The sequence below is a fragment of the Streptomyces sp. NPDC050535 genome, from assembly GCF_044457665.1.
GTDB lineage: Bacteria > Actinomycetota > Actinomycetes > Streptomycetales > Streptomycetaceae > Streptomyces.
Window position 1 is genome coordinate 228,074 of sequence record NZ_JBITHE010000004.1, and the last position, 20,761, is coordinate 248,834.

At 71.8% G+C, this 20,761-nt stretch carries 17 protein-coding genes; 8 read left to right on the plus strand and 9 right to left on the minus strand.

Features of this window, described 5'->3' with window-relative positions:
• Nucleotides 1–5 precede the first annotated feature (5 nt).
• The 4 genes from ACIBLC_RS11755 to ACIBLC_RS11770 all read left to right on the plus strand — a co-directional run bounded on the left by ACIBLC_RS11755 (nt 6) and on the right by ACIBLC_RS11770 (nt 4,364).
• Entirely contained in the window at nt 6–485 is a 480-nt protein-coding gene (locus ACIBLC_RS11755) for a universal stress protein (protein ID WP_399210661.1), read from the plus strand.
• 94 nt (nt 486–579) lie between these two features.
• On the plus strand, nt 580–1,386 hold the full coding sequence (locus tag ACIBLC_RS11760; RefSeq protein WP_399210663.1) for a phytanoyl-CoA dioxygenase family protein: 807 nt from the start codon (nt 580–582) through the stop codon (nt 1,384–1,386).
• Nucleotides 1,387–1,620: 234 nt separating this feature from the next.
• Nucleotides 1,621–2,598 carry an endo alpha-1,4 polygalactosaminidase gene (locus ACIBLC_RS11765; protein ID WP_399210664.1) on the plus strand — a complete coding sequence of 326 codons (978 nt, stop codon included), beginning with the start codon at nt 1,621–1,623 and terminating at the stop codon, nt 2,596–2,598.
• A 92-nt stretch (nt 2,599–2,690) separates the two neighbouring features.
• Entirely contained in the window at nt 2,691–4,364 is a 1,674-nt protein-coding gene (locus tag ACIBLC_RS11770) for an ArnT family glycosyltransferase (RefSeq protein ID WP_399210665.1), read from the plus strand.
• A gap of 45 nt (nt 4,365–4,409) precedes the next feature.
• Here the strand turns inward: ACIBLC_RS11770 and ACIBLC_RS11775 are convergent, their stop codons facing one another.
• Nucleotides 4,410–4,868 carry a DUF1348 family protein gene (locus ACIBLC_RS11775; protein ID WP_399210667.1) on the minus strand — a complete coding sequence of 153 codons (459 nt, stop codon included), beginning with the start codon at nt 4,866–4,868 and terminating at the stop codon, nt 4,410–4,412.
• 91 nt (nt 4,869–4,959) lie between these two features.
• Between ACIBLC_RS11775 and ACIBLC_RS11780 the strand changes: the two genes are divergently transcribed.
• Complete coding sequence (locus ACIBLC_RS11780) at nt 4,960–5,562, plus strand: TetR/AcrR family transcriptional regulator (protein WP_399210668.1); 603 nt, start codon at nt 4,960–4,962, stop codon at nt 5,560–5,562.
• Between the two features lie 98 nt (nt 5,563–5,660).
• Nucleotides 5,661–6,107 carry a nitroreductase family deazaflavin-dependent oxidoreductase gene (locus ACIBLC_RS11785; protein ID WP_399210669.1) on the plus strand — a complete coding sequence of 149 codons (447 nt, stop codon included), beginning with the start codon at nt 5,661–5,663 and terminating at the stop codon, nt 6,105–6,107.
• Between the two features lie 61 nt (nt 6,108–6,168).
• Here the strand turns inward: ACIBLC_RS11785 and ACIBLC_RS11790 are convergent, their stop codons facing one another.
• The 4 genes from ACIBLC_RS11790 to ACIBLC_RS11805 form a co-directional block, all read right to left on the minus strand.
• Nucleotides 6,169–7,224 carry a cation diffusion facilitator family transporter gene (locus ACIBLC_RS11790; RefSeq protein ID WP_399210670.1) on the minus strand — a complete coding sequence of 352 codons (1,056 nt, stop codon included), beginning with the start codon at nt 7,222–7,224 and terminating at the stop codon, nt 6,169–6,171.
• 63 nt (nt 7,225–7,287) lie between these two features.
• On the minus strand, nt 7,288–7,680 hold the full coding sequence (locus tag ACIBLC_RS11795) for a VOC family protein (RefSeq protein WP_399210671.1): 393 nt from the start codon (nt 7,678–7,680) through the stop codon (nt 7,288–7,290).
• Nucleotides 7,681–7,763: 83 nt separating this feature from the next.
• Nucleotides 7,764–8,228, minus strand: a complete 465-nt coding sequence (locus tag ACIBLC_RS11800) for a pyridoxamine 5'-phosphate oxidase family protein (protein WP_399210672.1) — start codon at nt 8,226–8,228, stop codon at nt 7,764–7,766.
• A gap of 49 nt (nt 8,229–8,277) precedes the next feature.
• Nucleotides 8,278–9,009 carry a TetR/AcrR family transcriptional regulator gene (locus tag ACIBLC_RS11805; RefSeq protein ID WP_399210673.1) on the minus strand — a complete coding sequence of 244 codons (732 nt, stop codon included), beginning with the start codon at nt 9,007–9,009 and terminating at the stop codon, nt 8,278–8,280.
• A gap of 135 nt (nt 9,010–9,144) precedes the next feature.
• On the opposite strand from ACIBLC_RS11805, the gene ACIBLC_RS11810 reads away from it, so the two are divergent.
• Both ACIBLC_RS11810 and ACIBLC_RS11815 read left to right on the plus strand, forming a co-directional pair.
• Nucleotides 9,145–10,650: an APC family permease gene (locus ACIBLC_RS11810; protein ID WP_399210674.1), complete on the plus strand. Its 1,506-nt coding sequence runs from the start codon at nt 9,145–9,147 to the stop codon at nt 10,648–10,650.
• A 55-nt stretch (nt 10,651–10,705) separates the two neighbouring features.
• Complete coding sequence (locus tag ACIBLC_RS11815) at nt 10,706–12,337, plus strand: amidohydrolase (RefSeq protein ID WP_399210675.1); 1,632 nt, start codon at nt 10,706–10,708, stop codon at nt 12,335–12,337.
• Nucleotides 12,338–12,427: 90 nt separating this feature from the next.
• On the opposite strand, the gene ccrA is transcribed toward ACIBLC_RS11815, so the two are convergent.
• The 4 genes from ccrA to ACIBLC_RS11835 all read right to left on the minus strand — a co-directional run bounded on the left by ccrA (nt 12,428) and on the right by ACIBLC_RS11835 (nt 20,574).
• On the minus strand, nt 12,428–13,738 hold the full coding sequence (gene ccrA / locus ACIBLC_RS11820; RefSeq protein WP_399210676.1) for a crotonyl-CoA carboxylase/reductase: 1,311 nt from the start codon (nt 13,736–13,738) through the stop codon (nt 12,428–12,430).
• A 48-nt stretch (nt 13,739–13,786) separates the two neighbouring features.
• A complete protein-coding gene (locus ACIBLC_RS11825) occupies nt 13,787–14,758 on the minus strand; it encodes an alpha/beta hydrolase (RefSeq protein ID WP_399210677.1) in 972 nt (323 codons plus the stop codon).
• A gap of 114 nt (nt 14,759–14,872) precedes the next feature.
• The gene (locus tag ACIBLC_RS11830; protein ID WP_399210678.1) at nt 14,873–18,853 is read right to left on the minus strand and encodes an alpha/beta fold hydrolase; all 3,981 of its coding nucleotides are present in this window, start codon (nt 18,851–18,853) and stop codon (nt 14,873–14,875) included.
• Nucleotides 18,850–20,574, minus strand: a complete 1,725-nt coding sequence (locus ACIBLC_RS11835) for a fatty acyl-AMP ligase (RefSeq protein ID WP_399210679.1) — start codon at nt 20,572–20,574, stop codon at nt 18,850–18,852. Before ACIBLC_RS11835 ends, ACIBLC_RS11830 begins: the two co-directional genes overlap by 4 nt.
• Between the last annotated feature and the right edge of the window lie 187 nt (nt 20,575–20,761).

Consider the following 20,761-nt stretch of genomic DNA (forward strand, 5'->3'; position numbering starts at 1 on the left):
CCATCATGCGGGTGATCGTCTGGCTCGTCGAGGGAACCTGGCCCGCGTGCGTGGACGCCGTACGCCGTCACGCGCCGCACGCCACCGATCCGGTCCTGCTGTACGTCGACCAGTCCGACGTCCCGGGCCTGGCGCACGGTGCTTTCGCCGGACTGCTCGGCCGTGCGCGTTCCGAGGCCGACCCCGGTGACCGCCTGGAGAACCTCGGCGTCCCGGCCGCTACGCGGCTCCTCGACGCGGCGGCCGAGCGGCTGGGGCGGCCCTGCACCCGGCTGGAGCGTGCCGGGCGCGTCGAGCGGGAGGTGGTCGCCGCGGCGGAGGGCGCCGAACTGCTCGTACTGGCCCGCGACGGCGACCGTTCCCGCCTCGGCCCGCGCAGCCTCGGGCCGGCGGGGCGTTTCGTGGTCGACCACGCGCCCTGCCCCGTCCTGCTGGTCTGGCCCGAACCGGCGCCGGAGGTCGGGACACTGCCGGCGGCCCCTTAGGTCCGGTCCGCCGGGCGCGTTTCCGGAGGACCCGGTCGATGGGCGCGGCGACTGGGCGTGAGGCATCGTTGACCAGCCGAGAAGGGACAGCCGGATGACCGTCACGGATATGAGCGGGCCGCGCCACCGGTTCGAGGAGGACGGCTTCGCGGTGGTGCGCGGACTGTTCTCGGGCGCCGAAATCGACGCGCTGTGCGCCGAGTTCACGGCGTTGCACGCCGCGGGCCCCGTGCCGGGTCACTTCGAGCCCCGCGCCACGGAGACCGACGGCCCGGCCGATCCGCTGCACGCCTATCCCCGGGTCCTCCACCCGCACCGCATCAGCACGCTCTCGCTGCGCCGGCTTCTCGACCCGCGGCTGCGGGACATCATGGAAACGCTGCTGGGCGAGGAGGTGCTGGCCGCGCAGAGCATGTTCTACTTCAAGCCGCCGGGCGCCCGGGGCCAGGCGCTGCACCAGGACAACTTCTATCTGCGGGTCGAACCGGGCACCTGTGTGGCCGCCTGGATCGCCTGCGACGTGATCGACCGTGAGAACGGCGGCCTGGAGGTCGTGCCGGGCACGCACCGCATGGACCTGTTCTGTCCCGAGGAGGCGGACGCGGAGCTGTCCTTCGTGCGCGACTACGTGCCCCCGCCGCCGGGGCTCACCCCCGTGCCCGTCGACATGGCGCCGGGCGACGTGCTGTTCTTCAACGGCAGCCTGGTGCACGGCTCGGGGCCCAACCGCAGCGACGACCGCTTCCGCCGTTCGTTCATCGGTCACTACGTCGGCCGCTCAACCGAGCGCATCGGCGGCTTCTACCGGACGCTGACGATGAGCGGGGAACCCGTCGCGCTGCCCGGGAGCGAGGGCGCCGGCCCCTGCGGCACCGAGTTCGCGGCGCCGGCTCCGCACTGACGTCATTTCTCCTGATGTCGTTCCCCTGCTCCGGTGAATGTGGGATGGGCCTCCCTGCCCGGTGACACCCTTGACTCGGCCGGACCCGCACGCTTGGATCATGCCGTGCCGTGTTGCGACCCGGCACGCAGAGGTACGCCCAGCCGGTAGCGGACATGGTTCAAGTCCGGCCAAAGTCGCCAGGATCGCGGGAGCGTCCGAGGCGGGGCCGTACCCAAGATTGATGGAGCGGACATGTCCGTCAAGCATGTTGCCCGCGTCGGTGCCCTGGGGACGGTCGGCGTCCTGACGGCCCTTTCGATGCTGGTGGGCTGCGGTTCCGGCGAGGACGAGGGCAAGAGTGACGGCGCGGCGGCCGCGCCACGACAGTCGAGTCCGACCCCGACCGCGACCCCGGTCTCGAAGCCGCCTGTCACGCCGACACCGACCCGGACCCGGACATCGACGGCGAGCCCCACTCCCAGTCCGGCCCCGTCCCGGACCTCCGGCCCCACCCCGTCGGCGGTCGAACTCCCCCCGCTGCACGCGGGGTTCGACTACCAGATCGGCGGTGCCTATCCCCCGCCGTCCGGGGTGCGCATCGTCAGCCGGGACCGTTCGGACTCTCCGGCGCCCGGCCTCTACAACATCTGCTACGTCAACGCCTTCCAGGTCCAGCCGGGCGAACGGCGCCAGTGGCCCGCCGACCTGCTGCTGCGCGACGCGCGGGGCAAGGTCGTGGTGGACGGCGACTGGAACGAGGCGCTGCTCGACATCGGCACCCCGGCCAAGCGCGAGCGCGTCGCGGCACGGGTCAACCAGTGGATCGACGGCTGCGCGGACAAGGGCTTCGACGCGGTCGAGCCGGACAACTACGACAGCTACACCCGCTCCCGGAACCTGCTGACCGCCGACGACGTCACCGCGTTCATCAGCCTCCTCTCCGCCCACGCCCACTCCCGGCATCTCGCCATCGGCCAGAAGAACACCGTGGAGCTGGCCGGGCTCAGGAAGAAAGCCGGGCTCGACTTCGCGGTGGCGGAGGAGTGCGGCGAGTACGACGAGTGCGGGGCGTACGCGAAGGCGTTCGACGACCGGGTGGTCGTCATCGAGTACACCGACAGCGGTCTGCGCAAGGCCCGTTCGGCCTTCGGCGACCGGCTGAGCATCGTGCGCCGGGACGTGATGGTGTCGACGCCCGGCGACAAGGAGTACGTCCGAAGGACCCGCTGACCACCTCCCTGGTCAGGCGGTGGACCGGCGTTCGTCCGAGGAGAATCGCCCTCGGGTGAACGCCGAGGCACGAAGGGGACGTACAGAAGGACATGACGACACTTCGCGTCGTCGGGCAGGACGAAAGCCTGCCCGCGAACACCGACAGCCCGCCGAGGCGCTTCCCGGCGCCCGGGCGGCGGCTGTTCGTGCTCGCGGTGGTCGCGCTGCTGGTCCAGATGGCGGTCGCGATGGTCACGACGGCCGTGCGGCAGACGCCGACGATCGACGAGCCCGTGTACGTGGGCACGGCGACGGTCTACGTCCAGCAGCACAGCCTGCGTTTCAACCCGGAGCATCCGCCGCTGGGCAAACTGATCATCGGGAGCGGGCTGCTGTTCGCGCAGCCGCACCTGGACGCCGGTTTCAGAGGTGATCAGACGGACCTGGGAAAGCGTCTGCTGTACGAGTCGGGCAATGATCCCTGGCGGGTGATGCTGTGGGCGAGACTGCCGGTGATCGTGCTGACCCTTCTGTTCGGGCTGGTCGTCCTCGCGTTCGGCCGTGAACTCGCCGGTCGCACGGGCGGGTTGGTGGCGCTCGCCCTGTACGCGCTCTCGCCCGACGTCATCGCCCACGGCTCGCTCGCCACCCTGGACGTACCGGCCTGCGGATTCCTGCTGACGTCGGTGTGGCTGCTGTGGCGGGCGCGCCGGCGTCCGCTGCCCGGCCTCCCGCTCGCCGGGGCGGCGCTCGGCGCGGCGATCGCCACGAAGATGAGCATGCTGCCCGCCGTTCCGGTGGTGCTGCTCCTGGCAGTCGTGTCCGTCTGGCGGACGCCCGGTCTCGGCACGCCCGCGAAGGCGCGCCGGGCGCTGGCCGCGGTGTCGGGGGTCGCGCTGGTCGCCCTGGCCACGGTGTGGATCACGTACCTCGTCGTCGACCCGCGTCTGCGCTGGACCGCGCCCGGAGACCTCCCGGCCGTCCACGGACTGCGCGGGTTCCTCATCGACCGGCTGCCCTTCCCGGAGCCGTACCGGGACGGAATGCGCATCCAGTTCCGCTACGAGGACCACACCTGGGACGGCTTCCTGTTCGGCCGGCACTACAGCGGCACTCTCTGGTACTACCTCCCGGCCGCGCTGCTGGTGAAGACGCCGCTCGGTGCCCTGGCGCTGTGGTCCGCCGGTGCGGTGGCGGTGGTCGCCACTCCGCGGCTGCGATCCGCGGCGCCCTACCTCCTGATCCCGCCGGCTCTGCTGCTGGCCACGGCGATGGACAGCTCCCGCGACCTCGGCGTCCGCTACGCCCTCTTCATGCCGCTGTTCCTCGCGGTGGCGGCAGCGGCCTTCGTCGCGTCCCGCCGGCGATGGGCGCACGTCGTCACGGCGACCCTGCTCCTGTTCGTCGCCGTCAGTTCGCTGCGCACGTTCCCCTACTACCTGCCGTACTCGAACGAGGCGTTCGGCGGACCGGCGAAGACCCATCTGCGGCTGCACGACTCGAACGTCGACTGGGGCCAGGACCTGGGCCGTCTCGCCGACCGGCTGGCCGAGCGCCATGCGCAGGAACGGGTCTGGCTGGTCTACAAGGGCGCCGGTGTGCCGTCGTACTACGGCATCGAGGCGGCGGACCCGCGTGAGGTGCCGCTGAGCGAGGTGCACGGTCTGCTCGTCGTGTCGGACTCCGCGGTCGCCAAGGCCGAAGGACGGCTGGCGGCGCTGCTCGACGGGAGCACTCCGGTGGACGAGGTGGGTCACTCCATCACGATCTTCCGCAGGCCGTGAGCAGGTTCAACACCCGTTCCCAGCCCATCGACACGGAGAGGGCCCTTACCGAACCGGGAAGGTGTCCCCACGTTCGGCGTCGGGCCGGGGGCCAAGGATCCGGCGTTCCCTCTCCTCGATCCGTACGTCGTTGATGCTCGCCTCGCGCCGGGCCATCAGGCCGCGCTCGTCGAACTCCCACAGCTCGTTGCCGTAGCTGCGCCACCACTGGCCGTCGGCGTCGCGGGACTCGTACTGGAAGCGGACGGCGATGTGGTTGCCGTCGAAGGCCCAGAGGTCCTTGCGCAGGGCGTAGTCCAGTTCGCGCGCCCACTTCGCCGTCAGGAGTTCGACGATCTCGGCGCGGCCTCGTACGAAGGTGTCGCGGTTGCGCCAGACCGAGTCCTCGGTATAGGCGAGCGAGACCTTGTGGGGGTCTCTGGTGTTCCAGGCGTCCTCGGCCGCCTGGACCTTCTGGGCGGCGGTCTCCCGGGTGAACGGCGGGAGGGGCGGGCGGTCGGTCATGGCAGCTCCCCGAAACGAGTGAGAACGAGCGTTCTCCGGGCGTCTGCTAACGTAGAGAACGATCGTTCTCACGTCAAGGATGGGCCCGTTCATGGATGGCACGACCACGCGCGGGCAGGCACCCGGCCTCGCCAGGGAACAGGCGCTGCGCCTCGCCCGCGAGCAGGCGCTCGACGCCGCCGAGGAGCTCTTCTACGGGCGCGGTGTGCAGAGCGTCGGCATGGACGACATCCGCGGCGCCTCCGGGGTCTCCCTCAAGCGCCTCTACCAACTGTTCCCCGCGAAGGAGCAGTTGGTGGAGGCCTATCTGGAGCGGCGCGACATCCGCTGGCGGCGGCGGCTGGCCGAACACGTCGACCGGCAGAGCGAGCCCGAGCAGCGCCTGCTGGCGGTGTTCGACTGGCTGGGACAGTGGTTCGCGGAGCCCGGTTTCCGCGGGTGCGCCTGGATCAACTCCTACGGTGAGCTGGGCGCCACGTCACCGCGCGTGAACGCCCAGGTCCGCGTCCACAAGCAGGCGTTCAGGACGTACCTGGGGAGTCTGGTGACCGACGCCGGGCTCCCCGCGCCGCTCACCGGCCAGTTGTTCCTGCTCGCGGAGGGAGCCATGGTCACCGCGGGCATCACGGGGAGCGTGGATCCGGCCGCGCAGGCGGGTGCGGCGGCGCGGCTGTTGGTGGACGCTCAGCGATAGGGCGAGCCGGGCGGGGCCGTGGGGGATGAGTTGCGCCGGTGCTGGTGTTGAACTCTGCTGAGACTGAACCAGTACGACGCGACGATGGGACGGAAGAGATGTCTCTTGAGGGTGAGTACGAACCCAGCCCGACTAAATGGGTGCGCGACCAGGTCGAGCTGTACGAGAGCTCCGGTGGCACCGAGGGGACGACACTGCAGGGCTCGAAGATGCCCGTCGTCATTCTCACGACCCGGGGCGCCAAGAGCGGCAAGATCCGCAAGAGCCCGGTGATGCGCGTCGAGCACGACGGCAGCTACGCGGCGGTCGCCTCACTGGGCGGCGCCCCCAAGCACCCGGTCTGGTACTTCAACATCAAGGCCGACCCGCGCCTGGAACTCCAGGACGGCGCCGATCGCCGGGAGTACACGGCCCGTGAGGTCACCGGCGAGGAGAAGGCGCGGTGGTGGGAGCGCGCGGTCGCGGCCTATCCCGCGTACGCCGACTACCAGAAGAAGACCGACCGGCAGATCCCGGTATTCGTGCTGGAGCCGACGGACAGCTGACCGGCGCCGAAGTTCGTCCGCGGCGGCACGCATGAGCGGCCGCCCGCCGGGCACCCGGCCATCAGGCCTCGCCGCGTCCCCCCGTCGCGGCGGGGCTTTCCCCTGCCGCCGCTGCGGGGCCCTCCCCTGCCGTCTCCGCGTGTGCCGCCGCCCGTGCGGTTCGTGCGTCGGTCACGTCGAGGAAGACCGGGTCGGCCTGCGGTACGGCCTCCGCGACGGAGCGCTTGATGCGGATGGCGACGTCCTCGACCCGCTCGCTGTCCATTCCCGGGACGAGATCGACGCGGGCGGCCACCAGGGTCGAGTCGAGGCCCAGTTCCATGGTGAGCAGTTCCTCCACGCTGTCGATCTCCGGCTGCGCGTCCAGCACGGCGCGGATCGCTCGGCGCTGTTCCTCGTCGGCGGCCCGCCCGATGAGCTGCTCGCGCGCGTCACTGCCCAGCCAGAAGGCGATGCCGACGAGCAGCAGACCGATGGCGAGGGAGGCGGAGGCCTCCCACACGACCTGACCCGTGATCATGTGCAGCGCCATACCGGCCATCGCGAGGGTCACGCCGAGCACCGCCGTGCCGTCCTCGGCGACGACCGTTCGCAGCGCGGGATCGCGCAGGCCGCCCTTGCCGCCCTGTTCGCGCACCTGGTGGAGGGCCCGCAGCAGCGAGGCGCCCTCGGCCAGCAGGGACACCCCGAGGACGACGAATCCCGCGATGTAGCCGCTGAAGGACTCGTCGGCGCCGTTCCCGAGGGCTTCGAAGCCCTGGAAGAAGGAGAAGCAGCCGCCCATCACGAAGATGCCGACGGCCGCGAGCAACGACCAGAAGAACCGTTCCTTGCCGTAGCCGAACGGGTGCCTGCTGTCGGCGGGACGGCGGCTGCGGCGCAGCGCGGCGAGCAGAAAGACCTCGTTCAGGCTGTCGGCCACGGAGTGCGCGGCCTCGGAGAGAAGCGCGGGCGAGCCCGAGAGCAGGCCGCCCACCGCCTTCGCCACGGCGATCAGCAGATTGGCGCCCAGTGCTACCAGCACGGTCACCCGGGTTCCGCGGTCCGACTGCCCCGGCCCTTCCGATCGCTCCGGTTGCCCCGGCTGGTCCGGGCGGTCCTTCGATGCGGTGCTCATCCCGACCGGTTTCCCAGGGGCACCCGGCTCACACTGTGCAGGGGGCACCTATCTGCGCGGCCGTCAGTCCTGCTTCGGGGACGTCGCCGCCACGTAGCGAAGGGTGAAGGAGTGCCCGGACGGATCGGCGTAGCCACGCTCTTCGTAGAGCCCCGAGGCGTCCCTCGTCTCCAGGGAACGCCCGCCGAGGCCGATGATCCGGCGCTCCGCCTCGTCCAGGTCCGACACGTAGAAGTCCAGGTGGGCCTGGAGGGAGCTCTCGGGGCGCGGCCAGCTCGGCGGCGTCGCCGACATGTCCCGGCGGAACGCGATCCGGATGCCGTCGGTGCCCCTGATCTCCACACGGTTCGCGTTCGCGTCGGTTTCCTCGGCGTCCAGCAGCTCTTTGTAGAAGGCGGCGAGTTTCTCGGGTTCGGCGCAGTCCAGTACCACGACGCCTGCCGTGACCAGTGTCATGCTTCCTCCGTAGGGATCCCTGGCGCCGACCACCTCCCCGGGCGTCTGCTGCCACGCCCCCCTTGTTACCCCGTACGGCCGATTCAGTCCGCCACGAGCCACTCGCCGTCGCGCATGAGGTCGCGTCCGGCGATCTCGTTGGCCTCGCGCCAGGCCTGGACGCGCCACGGCGTGACGCTGAAGTAGAGGTAGTGGGTGCTCAGTCGGCGCGGGTCGAAGCCGGTTCTGCCGGCGAAGGCGTCGGCGACCCCGTCCGGCAGCTCGGCGGCTTCCAGGGTGCGCACCGTGCCTTCGATCATCACCACGTCACGGGTCGGGCCGATGCCCAGGCGGGCCCTGCCGGTGGCCCGCAGGTTGCGGCCCGTCGGGCTGGCGGCCGGTGTGGCCAGCAGCAGGGTCGCGCCGTCCCAGAGGAAGGACAGCGGGACCAGGTAGGGCGTTCCCCCGTCGGCGTCGGCGCTGGACACCCAGGTGTCCTCGTCGTGCTCCAGCCGGTTGAGGGTGTCCTGCATGCGTTGCTTCGAGGTGCGGGCGGGCGGGTTCGTCATAGAGCGGCCTCCTGGTGGACGTCGTACGGAGTTGACGGCTGGGCGGCGTTCAGTGTGACGGGCGGGCGTTCCCCTGTTCCGTCAGCTCCGCCAGGCGGGCCGCCGCCGCGGTCAACAGCAGGTCGAGCGCCGCCGGGTAGGCACTGCGCCGCATGTCGGCGACCAGGTGGCGGGCCGTGGCGGCGATGTGCGGGTGGGTGTCGGCCGGCAGCCGTGCGTACGTCGCCCGCCAGACGCCGGCCTCCGCCTCGCGGGCGGCGCGCGGCAGGGCCACGCTCGCGGAGTCGAGGGCCGCGAAGGCCAGGGCCTGGTCGACGAAGGCGTGGTAGATCCGGACGGCCTCGGGGTCGGGGAAGCCGGCGCCGCGCAGTACGCCGAGGATCGTTTCGACGGCCTGGATCTCGTGGACCCGGCCGGTGACGCGGTAGGAACTGAGCACGGCGGCCTGGGGGTGCGCGAGGGCTCCTGAGTGCACTCCGAGGCCGAGAGTCCGCAGGTCGGCGCGCCAGTCGCCGGTGGGGTGCCAGGTGCGCAGCGTACGGCCGATGAGCTCGTCGGCGATGGCCAGGAGCAGGTCGTCGGTGTCGTGGAAGTACCGGTACAGGGCGCTGGGGTCGGCGCCGAGTGCGAGGCCGAGTCTGCGCACGGTGAGGGCGTCGGCGCCGTGCTGCTTGAGCAGCCGCAGCGCCGTCTCGACGATCAGCTCCTCGGAGAGCACGACCCCGGTCTTGGTGGGGCGCCTGCGCCTTCGGGCGGCGGGCGGGACGACTCGGTCGTTCATGGACTCTCCCTGACTCCCCGGGGTGCTGCGGGGCAGCTTATGTCAACAGCGTTGACCTGTTAAGTCTCCGGGCAGTTTCATTTCCGGTCACCGGGCCGTCATCGCGCCCGCCTCCTGATGCGATCGGAGCAGGCCATGACGCAGAACCCGTACGGTGTGGACCCGCCGACCCGCCCCCCGGCCCTGCGCAAGTCCCTCGGCCTCGTGGACGGCGTCGCCATCGCCGCGTCCAGTACGGCGGCGACCACCAGCATCGGCATCGGTCTCGGGGTGACCGCCGGGGTGGTCGGGCTGCATCTGCCCGCCATCATGCTGCTGGCCTTCCTGCCGGTCCTCGGCATCGCCGGTGCCTACACCCGGCTGAACCGGGTCGAGCCGAACGCGGGCAACGGCTATGTGTGGGTGGGCCGTTCGCTCAGTCCCTGGCTCGGTTTCCTGGTCGGCTGGGTGAGCATCGTGGCCACCGTGGCGTTCCTCGCCTACACGACGGCGGTCACCGGGTCGGCGATCCTCCAACTGGCCGGTCAGGCCGGAGTGCACGAGGTGGCGGGGCTCGCGCTGGACCCGGGCTCCACGGCCCAGACGACGGTGGTGGGCATCGGGATCCTCGTCGCGGTCACGTTCACCGCGGTCACCGGGATCAGGACGGCCGCGCGGCTGCAGAGCGGGCTGCTCGTCTTCGAGTACGTCGTCCTGCTGGGCTTCTGCGGATACGGCATCGTCACCGGCCCGCACGCCTTCAGCCTGAGCTGGTTCGACCCGTTCGCGATCCCCTCGGCGTCGGCGCTCGCGCAGGGTCTGCTGCTGTCGGTGTTCTGTTACTGGGGATTCGAGGCGGCGTTCACGGTGAACGAGGAGGTGCGGGACCCGAAGGACGCCTCCCGCGCCGGGATCATCACGCTGGTGACGATGCTGGGGCTGTTCCTGCTCGGCTCGATCGCCTTCCAACGTGTGCTGTCCGAGGACGAGTTGGCCGGGCACGGCGCCGAGGGGCTGGCGTTCTTCGGCGAGCGGCTCGCCTCACAGCCACTGGCCGCACTGCCGCTGGTGGCCCTGATGGTCTCGGCCGTCGCCTCGCTCCAGGCCGGAGTGATTCCCACGGCCCGCGGGATGTTCGCGATGAGCCGGGACCGTACGCTCGGCCCCGTGTGGTCCAGGGTCAGTGCCCGGTACGGGACTCCGGCGGCCGGGACACTCCTCATCGGGGCGCTGGCGACGGGCGTGGCCGCGCTCGCGCTGGTGATCCCCCGGCTCGCCGACATGATCATGGCGACGGTCAACGCGGTCGGGATCGTCGTCGCCCTCTCCTACGCGCTCACGGCTCTCGCCGCCGCCGTGCGTTTCCGCGGGCTGCTGCGCGAGGACTGGCGGCAGGGGATCCGGGCCGTGGTACTGCCGTCCCTGAGCGCGGCGGCGCTGCTCGGACTCGGCGGCTATCTGGTCTGGTCCTTCTACACCTCCACCGACCACTTCGAACTCAGCGCGGACAACGGGTGGTTCCTGCTGCTCACCCCCACCCTGATGATCGCCTCCGGATTCCTGGCCGCCGCGTGGGCCAAGTGGGTGCGCAAGTCCCCGTACTTCCGCACCGGCCGGGGCACCGACGCCGACGCGCCCCAACTGCTGGCCACTTCGCGCTGACCGGAACAACCCGCGCCCGCTCACCCGCTCACCCGCTCACCCAAGGAAACGGAACATGCACGCTGACCTCCTCTTCACCGGCGGCCCCGTCCTCACCCCCGACGGGCCGGCCGCGGTCTCCGTCGCCGTCACCGGCGACCGGATCACCGCCGTCGGGCACGCCGGGACGCACGAGCTGATCGGTCCGCGGACCGAGGTCGTCGAGCTCGCCGGACGGCTGCTCCTGCCCGGGTTCCAGGACGCCCACATCCATCCGGTACCGGCCGGTCTCGAACTCTCCCAGTGCGACCTGACCGGCACGAAGACGGCCGGGGACACACTCGCCGCCGTCCGCGCCTACGCCGACGCGCACCCCGGCCGCGAGTGGATCACCGGCGGCGGCTGGTCCATGGAGGCCTTCGAAGGGGGTACGCCGACGAAGGAACTGCTGGACTCGGTCGTACCGGACCGGCCCGTGTACCTGCCCAACCGCGACCACCACGGCGCCTGGGTGAACAGCCGCGCGCTGGAACTCGCCGGGGTCACCCGGGACACGCCCGACCCCGCCGACGGCCGGTTCGAACGGGACGCCTCGGGCGAGCCCACCGGGATGCTCCAGGAGGGGGCCATGCAGTACGTCGGCCGGCTCACACCCTCGGCCACTCCGGCGGACCGGCTCGCCGCCCTGCTGCACGCCCAACGGCATCTGCACGCGCTCGGCATCACCGCCTGGCAGGACGCGCTGGTCGGGGAGTTCGTCGGGATGGACGACCCGTCCGAGGCCTATCTGGCCGCGGCCCGCGAGGGCTCGCTGACCGCTCGGGTCGTCGGCGCCCTGTGGTGGGACCGTGAGCGCGGGGCCGAGCAGATTCCCGAACTCGTCGAGAGACGGGCCGCGTTGAGCCACGGGCGGTTCCGCGCCACCAGCGTCAAGCTCATGCTGGACGGGGTCGCCGAGACCGGCACGGCGGCGCTTCTCGACCCCTACCTCGACAAGTGCGGCTGCGCCACCGCCAATCGGGGCACCAGTTTCATCGATCCACTGCAACTGCCCTCATATGTCACCGAGTTGGATTCCCTCGGTTTCCAGTGTCATTTCCACGCGCTGGGCGACCGTGCCGTACGCGACGCACTGGACGCCGTGGAGGCGGCACGGAGGGCGAACGGGCCGAGCGACACACGTCCGCACCTGGCCCACCTCCAGGTCGTGCACCCCGACGACGTACCACGGTTCGCGCGCCTCGGCGCCACGGCCAACATCCAGCCGCTGTGGGCCGCGCACGAACCGCAGATGGACGAGCTGACCATCCCCTTCCTGGGGGCCGAACGAGCAGCCTGGCAGTATCCGTTCGGCGCGCTCCTGCGGTCCGGGGCGAGCCTGGCGGCGGGCAGCGACTGGCCGGTCAGCAGCCCGGACCCGCTCCAGGGCATCCATGTCGCCGTGAACCGGGTGGCCCCCCACGAAAGGGGCCCGGTGTTCCTTCCCTCCGAGCGCATCGGTCTGACGGCCGCACTGACGGCGTACACCGCGGGATCGGCGTACACGAACCACCTCGACGAGACCGGCAGCGTACGGGTGGGGGCCCTGGCGGATCTGGCCGTCCTGGACCGCGACCCGTTCGCCGGACCGGCGGAGGCGATCGGCGAGACGAAGGTCGCGCTGACCTACGTGGGAGGAGAGCGGGTTCACGCGGCGCACGACGCCTGAAACCTGATACCGGACGTCTGACTCGGCCTCTGGTGGGCCGAGTTCGACGCGAATGCCGCAGGGCAGCACACGGTGACGGAGTGTGTTCGATCACGCTCCGGCAGGAACGCGCAGAAGCCCTCCCGAAGGCTCGGTTTCCGTGATGCCGAGGCCGGGGCCGGGGGCCAGTGACAGCACGCCGATCTTGCCCATGTGGGCGTTGTTCTGGACCAGCCGGGCGGCCTCCGCCGTGTCGGTGAGCGGATAGGTGGCGGTGAGGGCGGGGTTGATGCCGCCGAGGTCGAGGAGACGGTTCACGGCGGCCTGTTCGTGCAGGTTGGCGCCGTGACTGCCGATGACGCGCTTGAGGCGCATCCAGAGGTAGCGGTTGTCGAACTCGTGGAGATAGCCCGTACTGGATCCACAGGTGACGACGACACCGCCGCGCCGGACGACGAACACGGAGACGCCGAAGGTGGCCCGGCCGACGTGCTCGAAGACGATGTGCGGGTCCTCGCCGGTCGCCGCCCGGATGCGCCTGCCGAGCTGCTTGCCGACGGTGGCGGGGTCTGCCGGTTCGCTTCCCGAAAGGCCTATCTCCGCGCGGTTGATCACCAGTTGGCAGCCGAGGGCGCGGGCGTACTCCGCCTTCGCCTCGCTGCTGACGACGCCCACGGGGATCCCTCCGCCGTTGCGGACGAGTTGCACCGCGTAGGCGCCGAGGCCGCCCGCCGCTCCCCAGATCAGCACGATGTCGCCCTGCGTCATGCGGGCCCCGCGGTCGCTGACGAGCATCCGGTACGCCGTGCCCGCGCACAGGGTGTTGGAGGCCGCCTCCTCCCAGCTCAGGCGGCCGGGTTTCGGGAGGAGTTGAGTGGTGCGGGCGACGCAGTAGTGGGCCAGCCCTCCGTAGTTGGTCTCGAAACCCCAGGCCAGCTGGCCGGTTCCGAGCATGCCGTCGGCGTGCGTCGCCGGTTCCTCCTCGTCGACGTACGTGGGGCCGACGACGACGTGGTCGCCGACCCGCCATCTGCGCACCCCGGAGCCGGTGCGCACGACCACGCCCGCCGCGTCGGAGCCGAGGACGTGGAAGGGCCGGTCGTGCCGGGCCGCCCAACGGTCCTGGCGCCCGAACTGCCGCAGGAAGGTGAAGGTCGGGATGGGCTCGAACATCGCCGACCACACCGTGTTGTAGTTGATTCCGCTCGCCATGACGGCCACGAGGACCTCGTTCGGGGCGAGTTCGGGCATCGGCACGGGCCCGATGTGGATCGTCTTGCGTACGTCCTTGTCGGCGACGCCGGTGAAACCGCCGACGTCCTCGTCCCTCAGGTGTGCCGCCGTGAAGTGGGCGGGCACCGGCAGGCGTTCGAGTTCGGCGGCGGGGGCTCCCGCCACGACGGCCTCGGCCAGGACATCCATGTGTTCCTCCTTCGAAGGGCCGGAACGGCCGGCCAGGGGTCAGGGGGGTCAGCCGAGTCCGAGACCCGTGGCGAGAGTCGGCCACGAGGCCTTGAACTCCTGCTGCCAGTAGGGCCAGGCATGCGAGCCGCCGCTGTAGAAGTGCGTCCGCGCCGGGATGCCCAGCAGCCCCAGATGCCGGGCGAAACCCTGCGCCTGGCTCCACAGGCTTCCTTCCAGGAAGGCGCCTTCGAGGTTGCCGAAGTCAGTGCCCGGCAGGCCGCTGCCCTGCGAGATGTACAGTCCGGTGCCCGCCAGCGAGCGCGCCAGCGCGTAGGGGTTGTGCCGGTCCCAGATGGCCCAGTTGAGCAGGGAACTCCCCCACAGGGTCAGCGGCACCAGCGACTCCCGCGCCACGATGGCGCTGACCACGATCGGCATGCCCGGCGCGGTCGTGTCGAGGATTCCGCTGTACGAGGCCGCCGCACCGAAGACGCCGGGGCGCCGCGCGGCGAACGCCAGCGCGCCGTAGCCGCCGGTGGAGACCCCGGCCACGGCGCGTCTGCCGCCCGCCCGGAATCTCTGCCGCAGCAGCTCCATCACCTCGTCGACCTGGAACCTCTCGTAGTCCGGGGCGCCCGACAGCCCGTAGTTCCACCAGTCGGTCGGGATCCCGGTGGGTCCCGAGGCGGGCATCACGATGAGGACGTCCTGCCCGGCGAGGAAGTCACTGACGTCCGTCTCCCGGGTCCAGGACGTGTAGTCGTCGTGCGCGCCCTGGAGGAGGTGGAGGACGGGCCAGGTGCGGTCGGGCTGGGCGGCGTATCCCGTCGGCAGCACGACACGGACGGGCAGGGACGCGCCCACCGCGGGTGAGGCGACCGTGAGGTCGACGGTCCGGCCGTCGAGCCAGTTCTCGGCGGTGATACGAGCACTGTCACCCATCGCCTGGGTGACGCCGACTGCCGTGGCCGCCAGTGCTGTTGTGGAGGCGACTGCGGCGCGGAGGACGGTTCTGCGCGTGGGACGGGGTACGGGCACGGGCCTACTCCTCGTTGGGAAGCGGCGGGGCGGAAGTCGCTGTTCGCGAGCGGCGGGTGAGATGTCGCTGCTCGGAAGCAGCCGGTCAGAGGTCGTTGGGCTGAGCCGGCGGGTTCAGGAGTCGCTGAGATCGCGCGTGAGCAGCCGGGCGAGCGTGTCGACGACCGGTGGGTCGAGCAGGGACAGATGGTGGCCGGGCAGCGGCGCGACCGTGAGGTCGGTGCAGTACGCGTCCCAGCCCAGCGTCGCGTCGTCGCGCTCGTAGCGGGGATCGCGCACCGTGTGCGGGGCGGGCTCGCTCGCCCGGTAGAGCAGCGTCCGGCCCTCGTACCGCCCCGGCCGGTGGCGTTCCCCGCTGCGCAGGTCGAGGTACGAGGTCCGCTGATGCTCCAGCACAGAGGGCGGCAGGGCCACGGACGCGCCGAGCACTTTGATCACGAGGTCGATCCGCGCGGTGTCGTCGAGGCCGGCGAGCTCGTCGTACGGCAGGTCGAGCGGCACGCCGTACGTGCGTTCCACATACCCGGCGAAGTCCGCGAAACGGCGTCGCGCGATGTCCGCCGGCTCCAGGCCGGGCGGCGCCGGCAGGGGCAGCACCGAGTCCAGCAGGACGAGTGCGGAGACCTTGCCGTGCGTGGCCAGGAGCCGCGCGGTCTCCTGCGCGAGGACCCCGCCGTAGGACCAACCACCGACGTTCCAGGGCCCGTCGGGCCGTACTTCCCGGATGCGGCGCGCGAACTCCGCGGCGCGCCCGGGCACGTCGTCGGGGTCGGCCTGCCGGTCGAATCCGTACAACGGCCTTTGACCGGCCAGGTGTTCCGCCAGGCGGGCGTACACGGCGGAGGAGCCTCCGGCGGCGTGCGCGAGGAAGAGCGGGGTGCCGGGCCCGGTGGTGGTGAGGCCGCGGAGAGGAGTCTCGCCGAGTTCCCGCGGTCCCGGGTCGGGCAGACCTGGTTCACGCGATAGGGGCCCGGCGCCCAGGAGTTCTGCCACCGCCCGGAGAGTTCCCTGTCTGAGCAGGGTTCCGGGCTCGAGGGTGACCCCGAACTCCCGCTCCACGACTCCTCGTATCCGCACGGCCGTCAGCGAGTCGAGGCCGAGGTCGGTCAGCGGCACATCGGCGTCGATGCGGTCGGGGCTGTACCCCATGACCCCGGCGACGCAACTGCGGAGCCGCTCCACAGGAATCACGTCGCGCGCCGCCGGGGCTGCCGGAGCCATGGAAACGTCAGCTTCCTCACCGAACCAGAAGTGACGGTGGCGCCAGCGAGGCGAGGGTACATCCACGATGTGTCCGGAGAACCTCTCACGCAGCCCCGTGGCTCGTACACCGTTCACCAGGAGCGTGGCGAGTGAGGTGCGGAAGGTCAGGGCGTCGTCGGTGTTCTTCCGCAGAGTGGGGACGACGAGGGAGCCCTTGGGCAGGGTGTCGGTGAGCGGGTGCAACTGCGTGGCGTGCGGGGCGACTTCGAGGAAGGCCCGGTGGCCGTCCTCGGCCGCGGCGCGTACGGCCTGTGCGAACCGGACGGGCCGTCGCAGGTTCGCCACCCAGTACGCGGTGTCGCAGGGGGACGTACCCCGGGGGTCGTCGAGCACGGTCGAGTAGCGCCGACAGGCGGGATCCGTGGACGGTACGTCGCCCAGTTCCCGGGCGAACTCTCCGAGCAGCGGCTCGACTTCGGGCGAGTGGCCCGCCCCCGACACTCCCAGGGACCGGGCGAACCCGCCGTCCGCCGTCACCCGGGCCACCATCGCCGCCACCTCCTCGGCGGAGCCGGTCACCACGCTCTGCACGGGCGAGGCGTGGACGGCGACCTGGACGCTGGGCAGGTCGCGGGCCAGCAGGCCGATCTCGCGCTCGGGCCGGTCGACCACGGCCATGGCGCCGCCCGTCAGACCCGCGAGCAGCCGGGAGCGTACGGCGACGATGTGCGCTCCGGTGACGGAGTCGATCGCCCCGGAGACGACGGCCGCGGCGATCTCGCCCAGGGAGTGCCCGATCACGGCGGCGGGTTCGAGGCCGTAGGACCGCCACAGTTCGGCGAGCGCGAGCTGCATGCCGTACAGGACGGGCATGACGACGGCGGGTGAGGACAGGTCGGCGTCCGGGGCAAGGCTCGCGCCCAGCGAGACACCCGTGTTCCGGCGCAGCAGCGGATCCAGTCGTTCGACCGCTTCGGCGAACGCGGGTTCGGCGGTGAGGAGTCGCTGCCCCATGCCGGGCCACTGGGAGCCGTAGCCGGAGAAGACCCAGACGGGAGCGCCCACCGCGCCCTCGGCCCTGACCAGGTGCGGGGACGGCCCGCCCGTGGCCAGGCAGCGCAGGGCGTTCGCCGTCTCGGACCGGTCCCGGGTCACGACGGCCGCGCGGTGGCGTCCGCGCCCCGTGCGGCCCGCGAGGGTGCGGGCCAGGTCACTCTCGCGCAACCCCGGCTCGCCGGAGAGCCAGTCGGCGAGTTCAGCCGCGTACGAGCGGACACGTTCGCCGGTCGGCGCGTCGAGCAGCAGCAGTGCGGGCCGCTCGATCGGGTCCGCGGGGCGGGTGCGGGCGCGGCGGTCGGGCTCGGTGAGCGTGACATGCGCGTTCGTGCCGCCGAACCCGAAGGCGGAGACGCCCGCGGTGGCCGTCCCGGAGTAGCGCGGCCACGGCTCGGGCGAGGTGACGACGCGCAGGCCGAGTTCGTCGAGGTCGGCGTGCGGGCCGGGGCGGGTGAAGTGCAGTTGGGGCGGGATCTCACCGTGGTGGAGGGCGAGTACGGTCTTGATCAGCCCGGCGATTCCGGCCGCGGCCTCCAGATGTCCGAGGTTGGTCTTGGCCGAGCCGATGAGCAGAGGCTGGTCGGGATCTCGGCCGGCGCCGAGCACCGCGCCGAGGGCGCCCGCCTCGATGGGATCGCCGAGTGCCGTTCCGGTGCCGTGGGCCTCCACGTAGTCCACGGTCCCCGGGTCGGTGTGCGCCTCGGCGAGAAGTGCGCGCTGGGACTCGGCGTTGGGGGCCGTGAGGCCGTTGGACCGGCCGTCGGAGTTGACGGCTGTCGACCGGATGACCGCCAGGACACGGTCGCCGTCGTGTTCGGCGTCGGCGAGCCGCTTCAGTACGACGACACCGCAGCCCTCACCGCGGACGATCCCGTCGGCGGTGACGTCGAACGCCTTGCAGCGGCCGTCCGGCGCGAGCGCTCCCGCCCGTTCGAAGGCGAGTGTGACGGCGGGCGACAGCAGCAGGTTCACCCCGGCGGCGAGCGCGGTGTCGCTCTCCCCCGTCAGCAGGCTCCGCACGGCATGATGCACCGCGACCAGTGACGACGAGCAGGCCGTGTCCACGGCCAGGCTCGGGCCGCGCAGGTCCATGGCGTAGGAGAGGCGGCCCGCCGCGATGCTCAGGGCGGCGCCGGTGGCCGTCCAGGCGTCGGGGGCGGTGGCTGTCAGGTGCGCGTACTCGTTGCCACTGATGCCGACGAAGACCCCGGTGCGGGTACCGGCGAGTCCGGTCACGGGCAGCGCGGCGTGGTCGAGGGCGTCGCGGGCGACTTCGAGGAGCATGCGGTGCTGCGGGTCCATGGCGGTGGCCTCGTGCGCGCCGATGCCGAAGAACTCCGCGTCGAAGCCCGCGATGTCGTCGAGGAAGGCGCCGTGCGCGGTGACCTCGGCGTGCGCCGACGTTTCCCAGCGGCCTGCGGGGACCGTACCGACAGCGTCCGAGGCCTCGGTGAGCAGACGCCAGTAGGCGTCCGGTGTGTCGACGCCGCCGGGGAACCGGCAGCCGAGACCGACGACGGCGACGCCCGGCACGGCGTCTCCCAGCGGCTGTGTCGCTGCCACCGACCGGCGCGCCTTCGCGGGCGTGGTCCTCGGCCGTTCCTCCGTCAGCCGCCCCGCCAGCGCGTCGATCGTGCCCGTGTCCCACAGCAGCGTGTCCGGCAGCCGCCGCCCGGCGAGATCGCCGAGCAGCGAGGTCAGCGCCACCGCGTCGCGCGAGGTGAGCCCCAGCTCCGCCAGCGGCCGGTCGTCGGTGATCTCGCCGGGATCGAGGCCGTACCAGGAGGTCAGCCGGCCGACGATCACCGCGCGGATCTCCGTGTGCGAGAGGCTCATCGGGGACCGAACCCTCCGTCGAGATGGCGCGCCCGGCTCGCCGCCCGGGCCACCTTTCCGCTACTGGTGCGGGGCACCGAGCCCGGCGGGACGAGCCGCAGAGTCCCGAGCCGCAGTCCGTGGCGCGCGGAGACGGCTGCTCGCGCGGTGCGGTCCGCGTCGTGCGCCTCGTCCGCCGTCGGTTCGGCGTCCCGGCGGTGCTCGGCGATGACGACGAGTTCCTCTCCCGTGCCGTCCGGGCGGGGCACCCCGAAGGCGGCGAGCCGGTCGCGGCGGACGAGGGCCACGGCGCTCTGCACGGTCTCCTCGATGTCCTGCGGGTAGTGGTTGCGCCCGTCGACGATGATCACGTCCTTGAGACGGCCGGTGACCAGCAGCCGTCCTTCGTGCAGCGCGCCCAGATCGCCGGTGCGCAGTCGGCCCTCCGGGTCGCAGAAAGGCTGGTCCGCGTGCTTCCAGTAGCCGCGCCCGATGTTCGGGCCGCGCAGCCGGATCTCGCCGACCCGGTCGGGCGGCAGGACTTCACCGCCCGGGCCGACGATCTCCAGTTCCTGCCCGACGGGCGCGCCGCAGGAGACGAGCGGAGTCGTGTCCGCGTGCGAGAGGTCTCCCGCCTGAGGCTCGACGCGCCCCTCCGCGAGCGCGTCGGCGTCGCACCGCACCGTCGTGGGCACCGTCGCGTGCCCGTCCGCCGTCACGAACACGGTGGCCTCCGCGAGCCCGTACGCGGGACAGTGGGCCGCCGGGTCCAGGCCGGTGGCCGCGAACGCGGTGTGGAAGCGGTCGATCGTCCCCGGCCGCACCGGTTCACTGCCGTTGATCAGGACGCGTACGCGGTCCAGGCGGAGTTCGTCGAGCGCGGCGGCGTCGGTACGGGCCACGCAGTAGTCGTACGCGAAGTTCGGCGCGGCGCTGACCGTCCCCTGGTAGGACCCCAACAGGCGCAGCCAGCGGACCGGGCTCTCCAGGAAGGCCACCGGATCCATCAGGACGGACGGGAAGCCTCCCACGACGGGCGCCGCGACGCTGAGTACGAGTCCCATGTCGTGGAAGAGCGGTAGCCAGCCGACCGTCGTCGTGGTCGCGGGGTCCGCGATGAGCGCGTCGATGGCCTGGCGCGCGTTGGCGACGATGTTGGCGTGGCTGATCATCACGCCGGCCGGCGCCCGGGTGGAGCCCGAGGTGTACTGGAGGTAAGCGATGTCGTCGGGGTCCGCCGAAGCCGGGAGCGCGGTCTCGTCGAAGGCCACCTGCCGGAAAGGGAGTTCGTCCACAGGAACGACGGGGACCACCGGCAGCCCGTGATCCTGCACGAACGCCGCCACCGATGGGGCCGTGGCCGCGTCGGCGAGCAGGCAGGCGGGTTCGCAGTCGGCCAGGACGGCCGTCAGTCTTCCCTCGTGGCCCGGGAGTTGGGGACCGAAGAGGGGTACGGCGATCACGCGGGCGTAGAGGCAGCCGAGGAAGGCAGCCGCGTAGTCGAGCCCTTGGGGCATGACCAGGGCGGCCCGGTCCCCGGGCGCGGCGAGTGTCCGCAGCCGGTCGGCCACGGCGCGGGCGCGGGTGTCCAGGGCCCGCCAGCCGAGCGTGCGGTGCAGTCCCGCCGATGCCAGGTCGGGGAATTGCACGTGACTGAAGGCACGTTGCTGTGGCCGGTGGCGGGCCCAGTGCCGCAGGTGCTCCGTCAGCGACGCGTCGGCGGCGGGCGGGGCGTCGGTCATGGCGGCTCCAACTCGTGGGGGCGGTCGCGCTGCTGTGTCGGCGGGCGGCCGGGCGGTGGGGCGAGGCACCAGGGTGCTCCCGTGGGTGTCGTGGGGTTAGACGACGTACTGACAGTTCGTCAGCGCCCGCTGTCAGCGCGCTGACAAAGACCGGGCCCCGATTCGGTGCCCGGCGCGGAGCCACGGC

What these genes read in the sequence shown, in the direction of transcription:
- ACIBLC_RS11755 (WP_399210661.1), top strand. Translation starts at nt 6, where the DNA reads ATGCGGGTGATCGTCTGGCTCGTCGAGGGAACCTGGCCCGCGTGCGTG.
- ACIBLC_RS11760 (WP_399210663.1), top strand. Translation starts at nt 580, where the DNA reads ATGACCGTCACGGATATGAGCGGGCCGCGCCACCGGTTCGAGGAGGAC.
- ACIBLC_RS11765 (WP_399210664.1), top strand. Translation starts at nt 1,621, where the DNA reads ATGTCCGTCAAGCATGTTGCCCGCGTCGGTGCCCTGGGGACGGTCGGC.
- ACIBLC_RS11770 (WP_399210665.1), top strand. Translation starts at nt 2,691, where the DNA reads ATGACGACACTTCGCGTCGTCGGGCAGGACGAAAGCCTGCCCGCGAAC.
- ACIBLC_RS11775 (WP_399210667.1), bottom strand. Translation starts at nt 4,868, where the DNA reads ATGACCGACCGCCCGCCCCTCCCGCCGTTCACCCGGGAGACCGCCGCC.
- ACIBLC_RS11780 (WP_399210668.1), top strand. Translation starts at nt 4,960, where the DNA reads ATGGATGGCACGACCACGCGCGGGCAGGCACCCGGCCTCGCCAGGGAA.
- ACIBLC_RS11785 (WP_399210669.1), top strand. Translation starts at nt 5,661, where the DNA reads ATGTCTCTTGAGGGTGAGTACGAACCCAGCCCGACTAAATGGGTGCGC.
- ACIBLC_RS11790 (WP_399210670.1), bottom strand. Translation starts at nt 7,224, where the DNA reads ATGAGCACCGCATCGAAGGACCGCCCGGACCAGCCGGGGCAACCGGAG.
- ACIBLC_RS11795 (WP_399210671.1), bottom strand. Translation starts at nt 7,680, where the DNA reads ATGACACTGGTCACGGCAGGCGTCGTGGTACTGGACTGCGCCGAACCC.
- ACIBLC_RS11800 (WP_399210672.1), bottom strand. Translation starts at nt 8,228, where the DNA reads ATGACGAACCCGCCCGCCCGCACCTCGAAGCAACGCATGCAGGACACC.
- ACIBLC_RS11805 (WP_399210673.1), bottom strand. Translation starts at nt 9,009, where the DNA reads ATGAACGACCGAGTCGTCCCGCCCGCCGCCCGAAGGCGCAGGCGCCCC.
- ACIBLC_RS11810 (WP_399210674.1), top strand. Translation starts at nt 9,145, where the DNA reads ATGACGCAGAACCCGTACGGTGTGGACCCGCCGACCCGCCCCCCGGCC.
- ACIBLC_RS11815 (WP_399210675.1), top strand. Translation starts at nt 10,706, where the DNA reads ATGCACGCTGACCTCCTCTTCACCGGCGGCCCCGTCCTCACCCCCGAC.
- ccrA (WP_399210676.1), bottom strand. Translation starts at nt 13,738, where the DNA reads ATGGATGTCCTGGCCGAGGCCGTCGTGGCGGGAGCCCCCGCCGCCGAA.
- ACIBLC_RS11830 (WP_399210678.1), bottom strand. Translation starts at nt 18,853, where the DNA reads ATGAGCCTCTCGCACACGGAGATCCGCGCGGTGATCGTCGGCCGGCTG.
- ACIBLC_RS11835 (WP_399210679.1), bottom strand. Translation starts at nt 20,574, where the DNA reads ATGACCGACGCCCCGCCCGCCGCCGACGCGTCGCTGACGGAGCACCTG.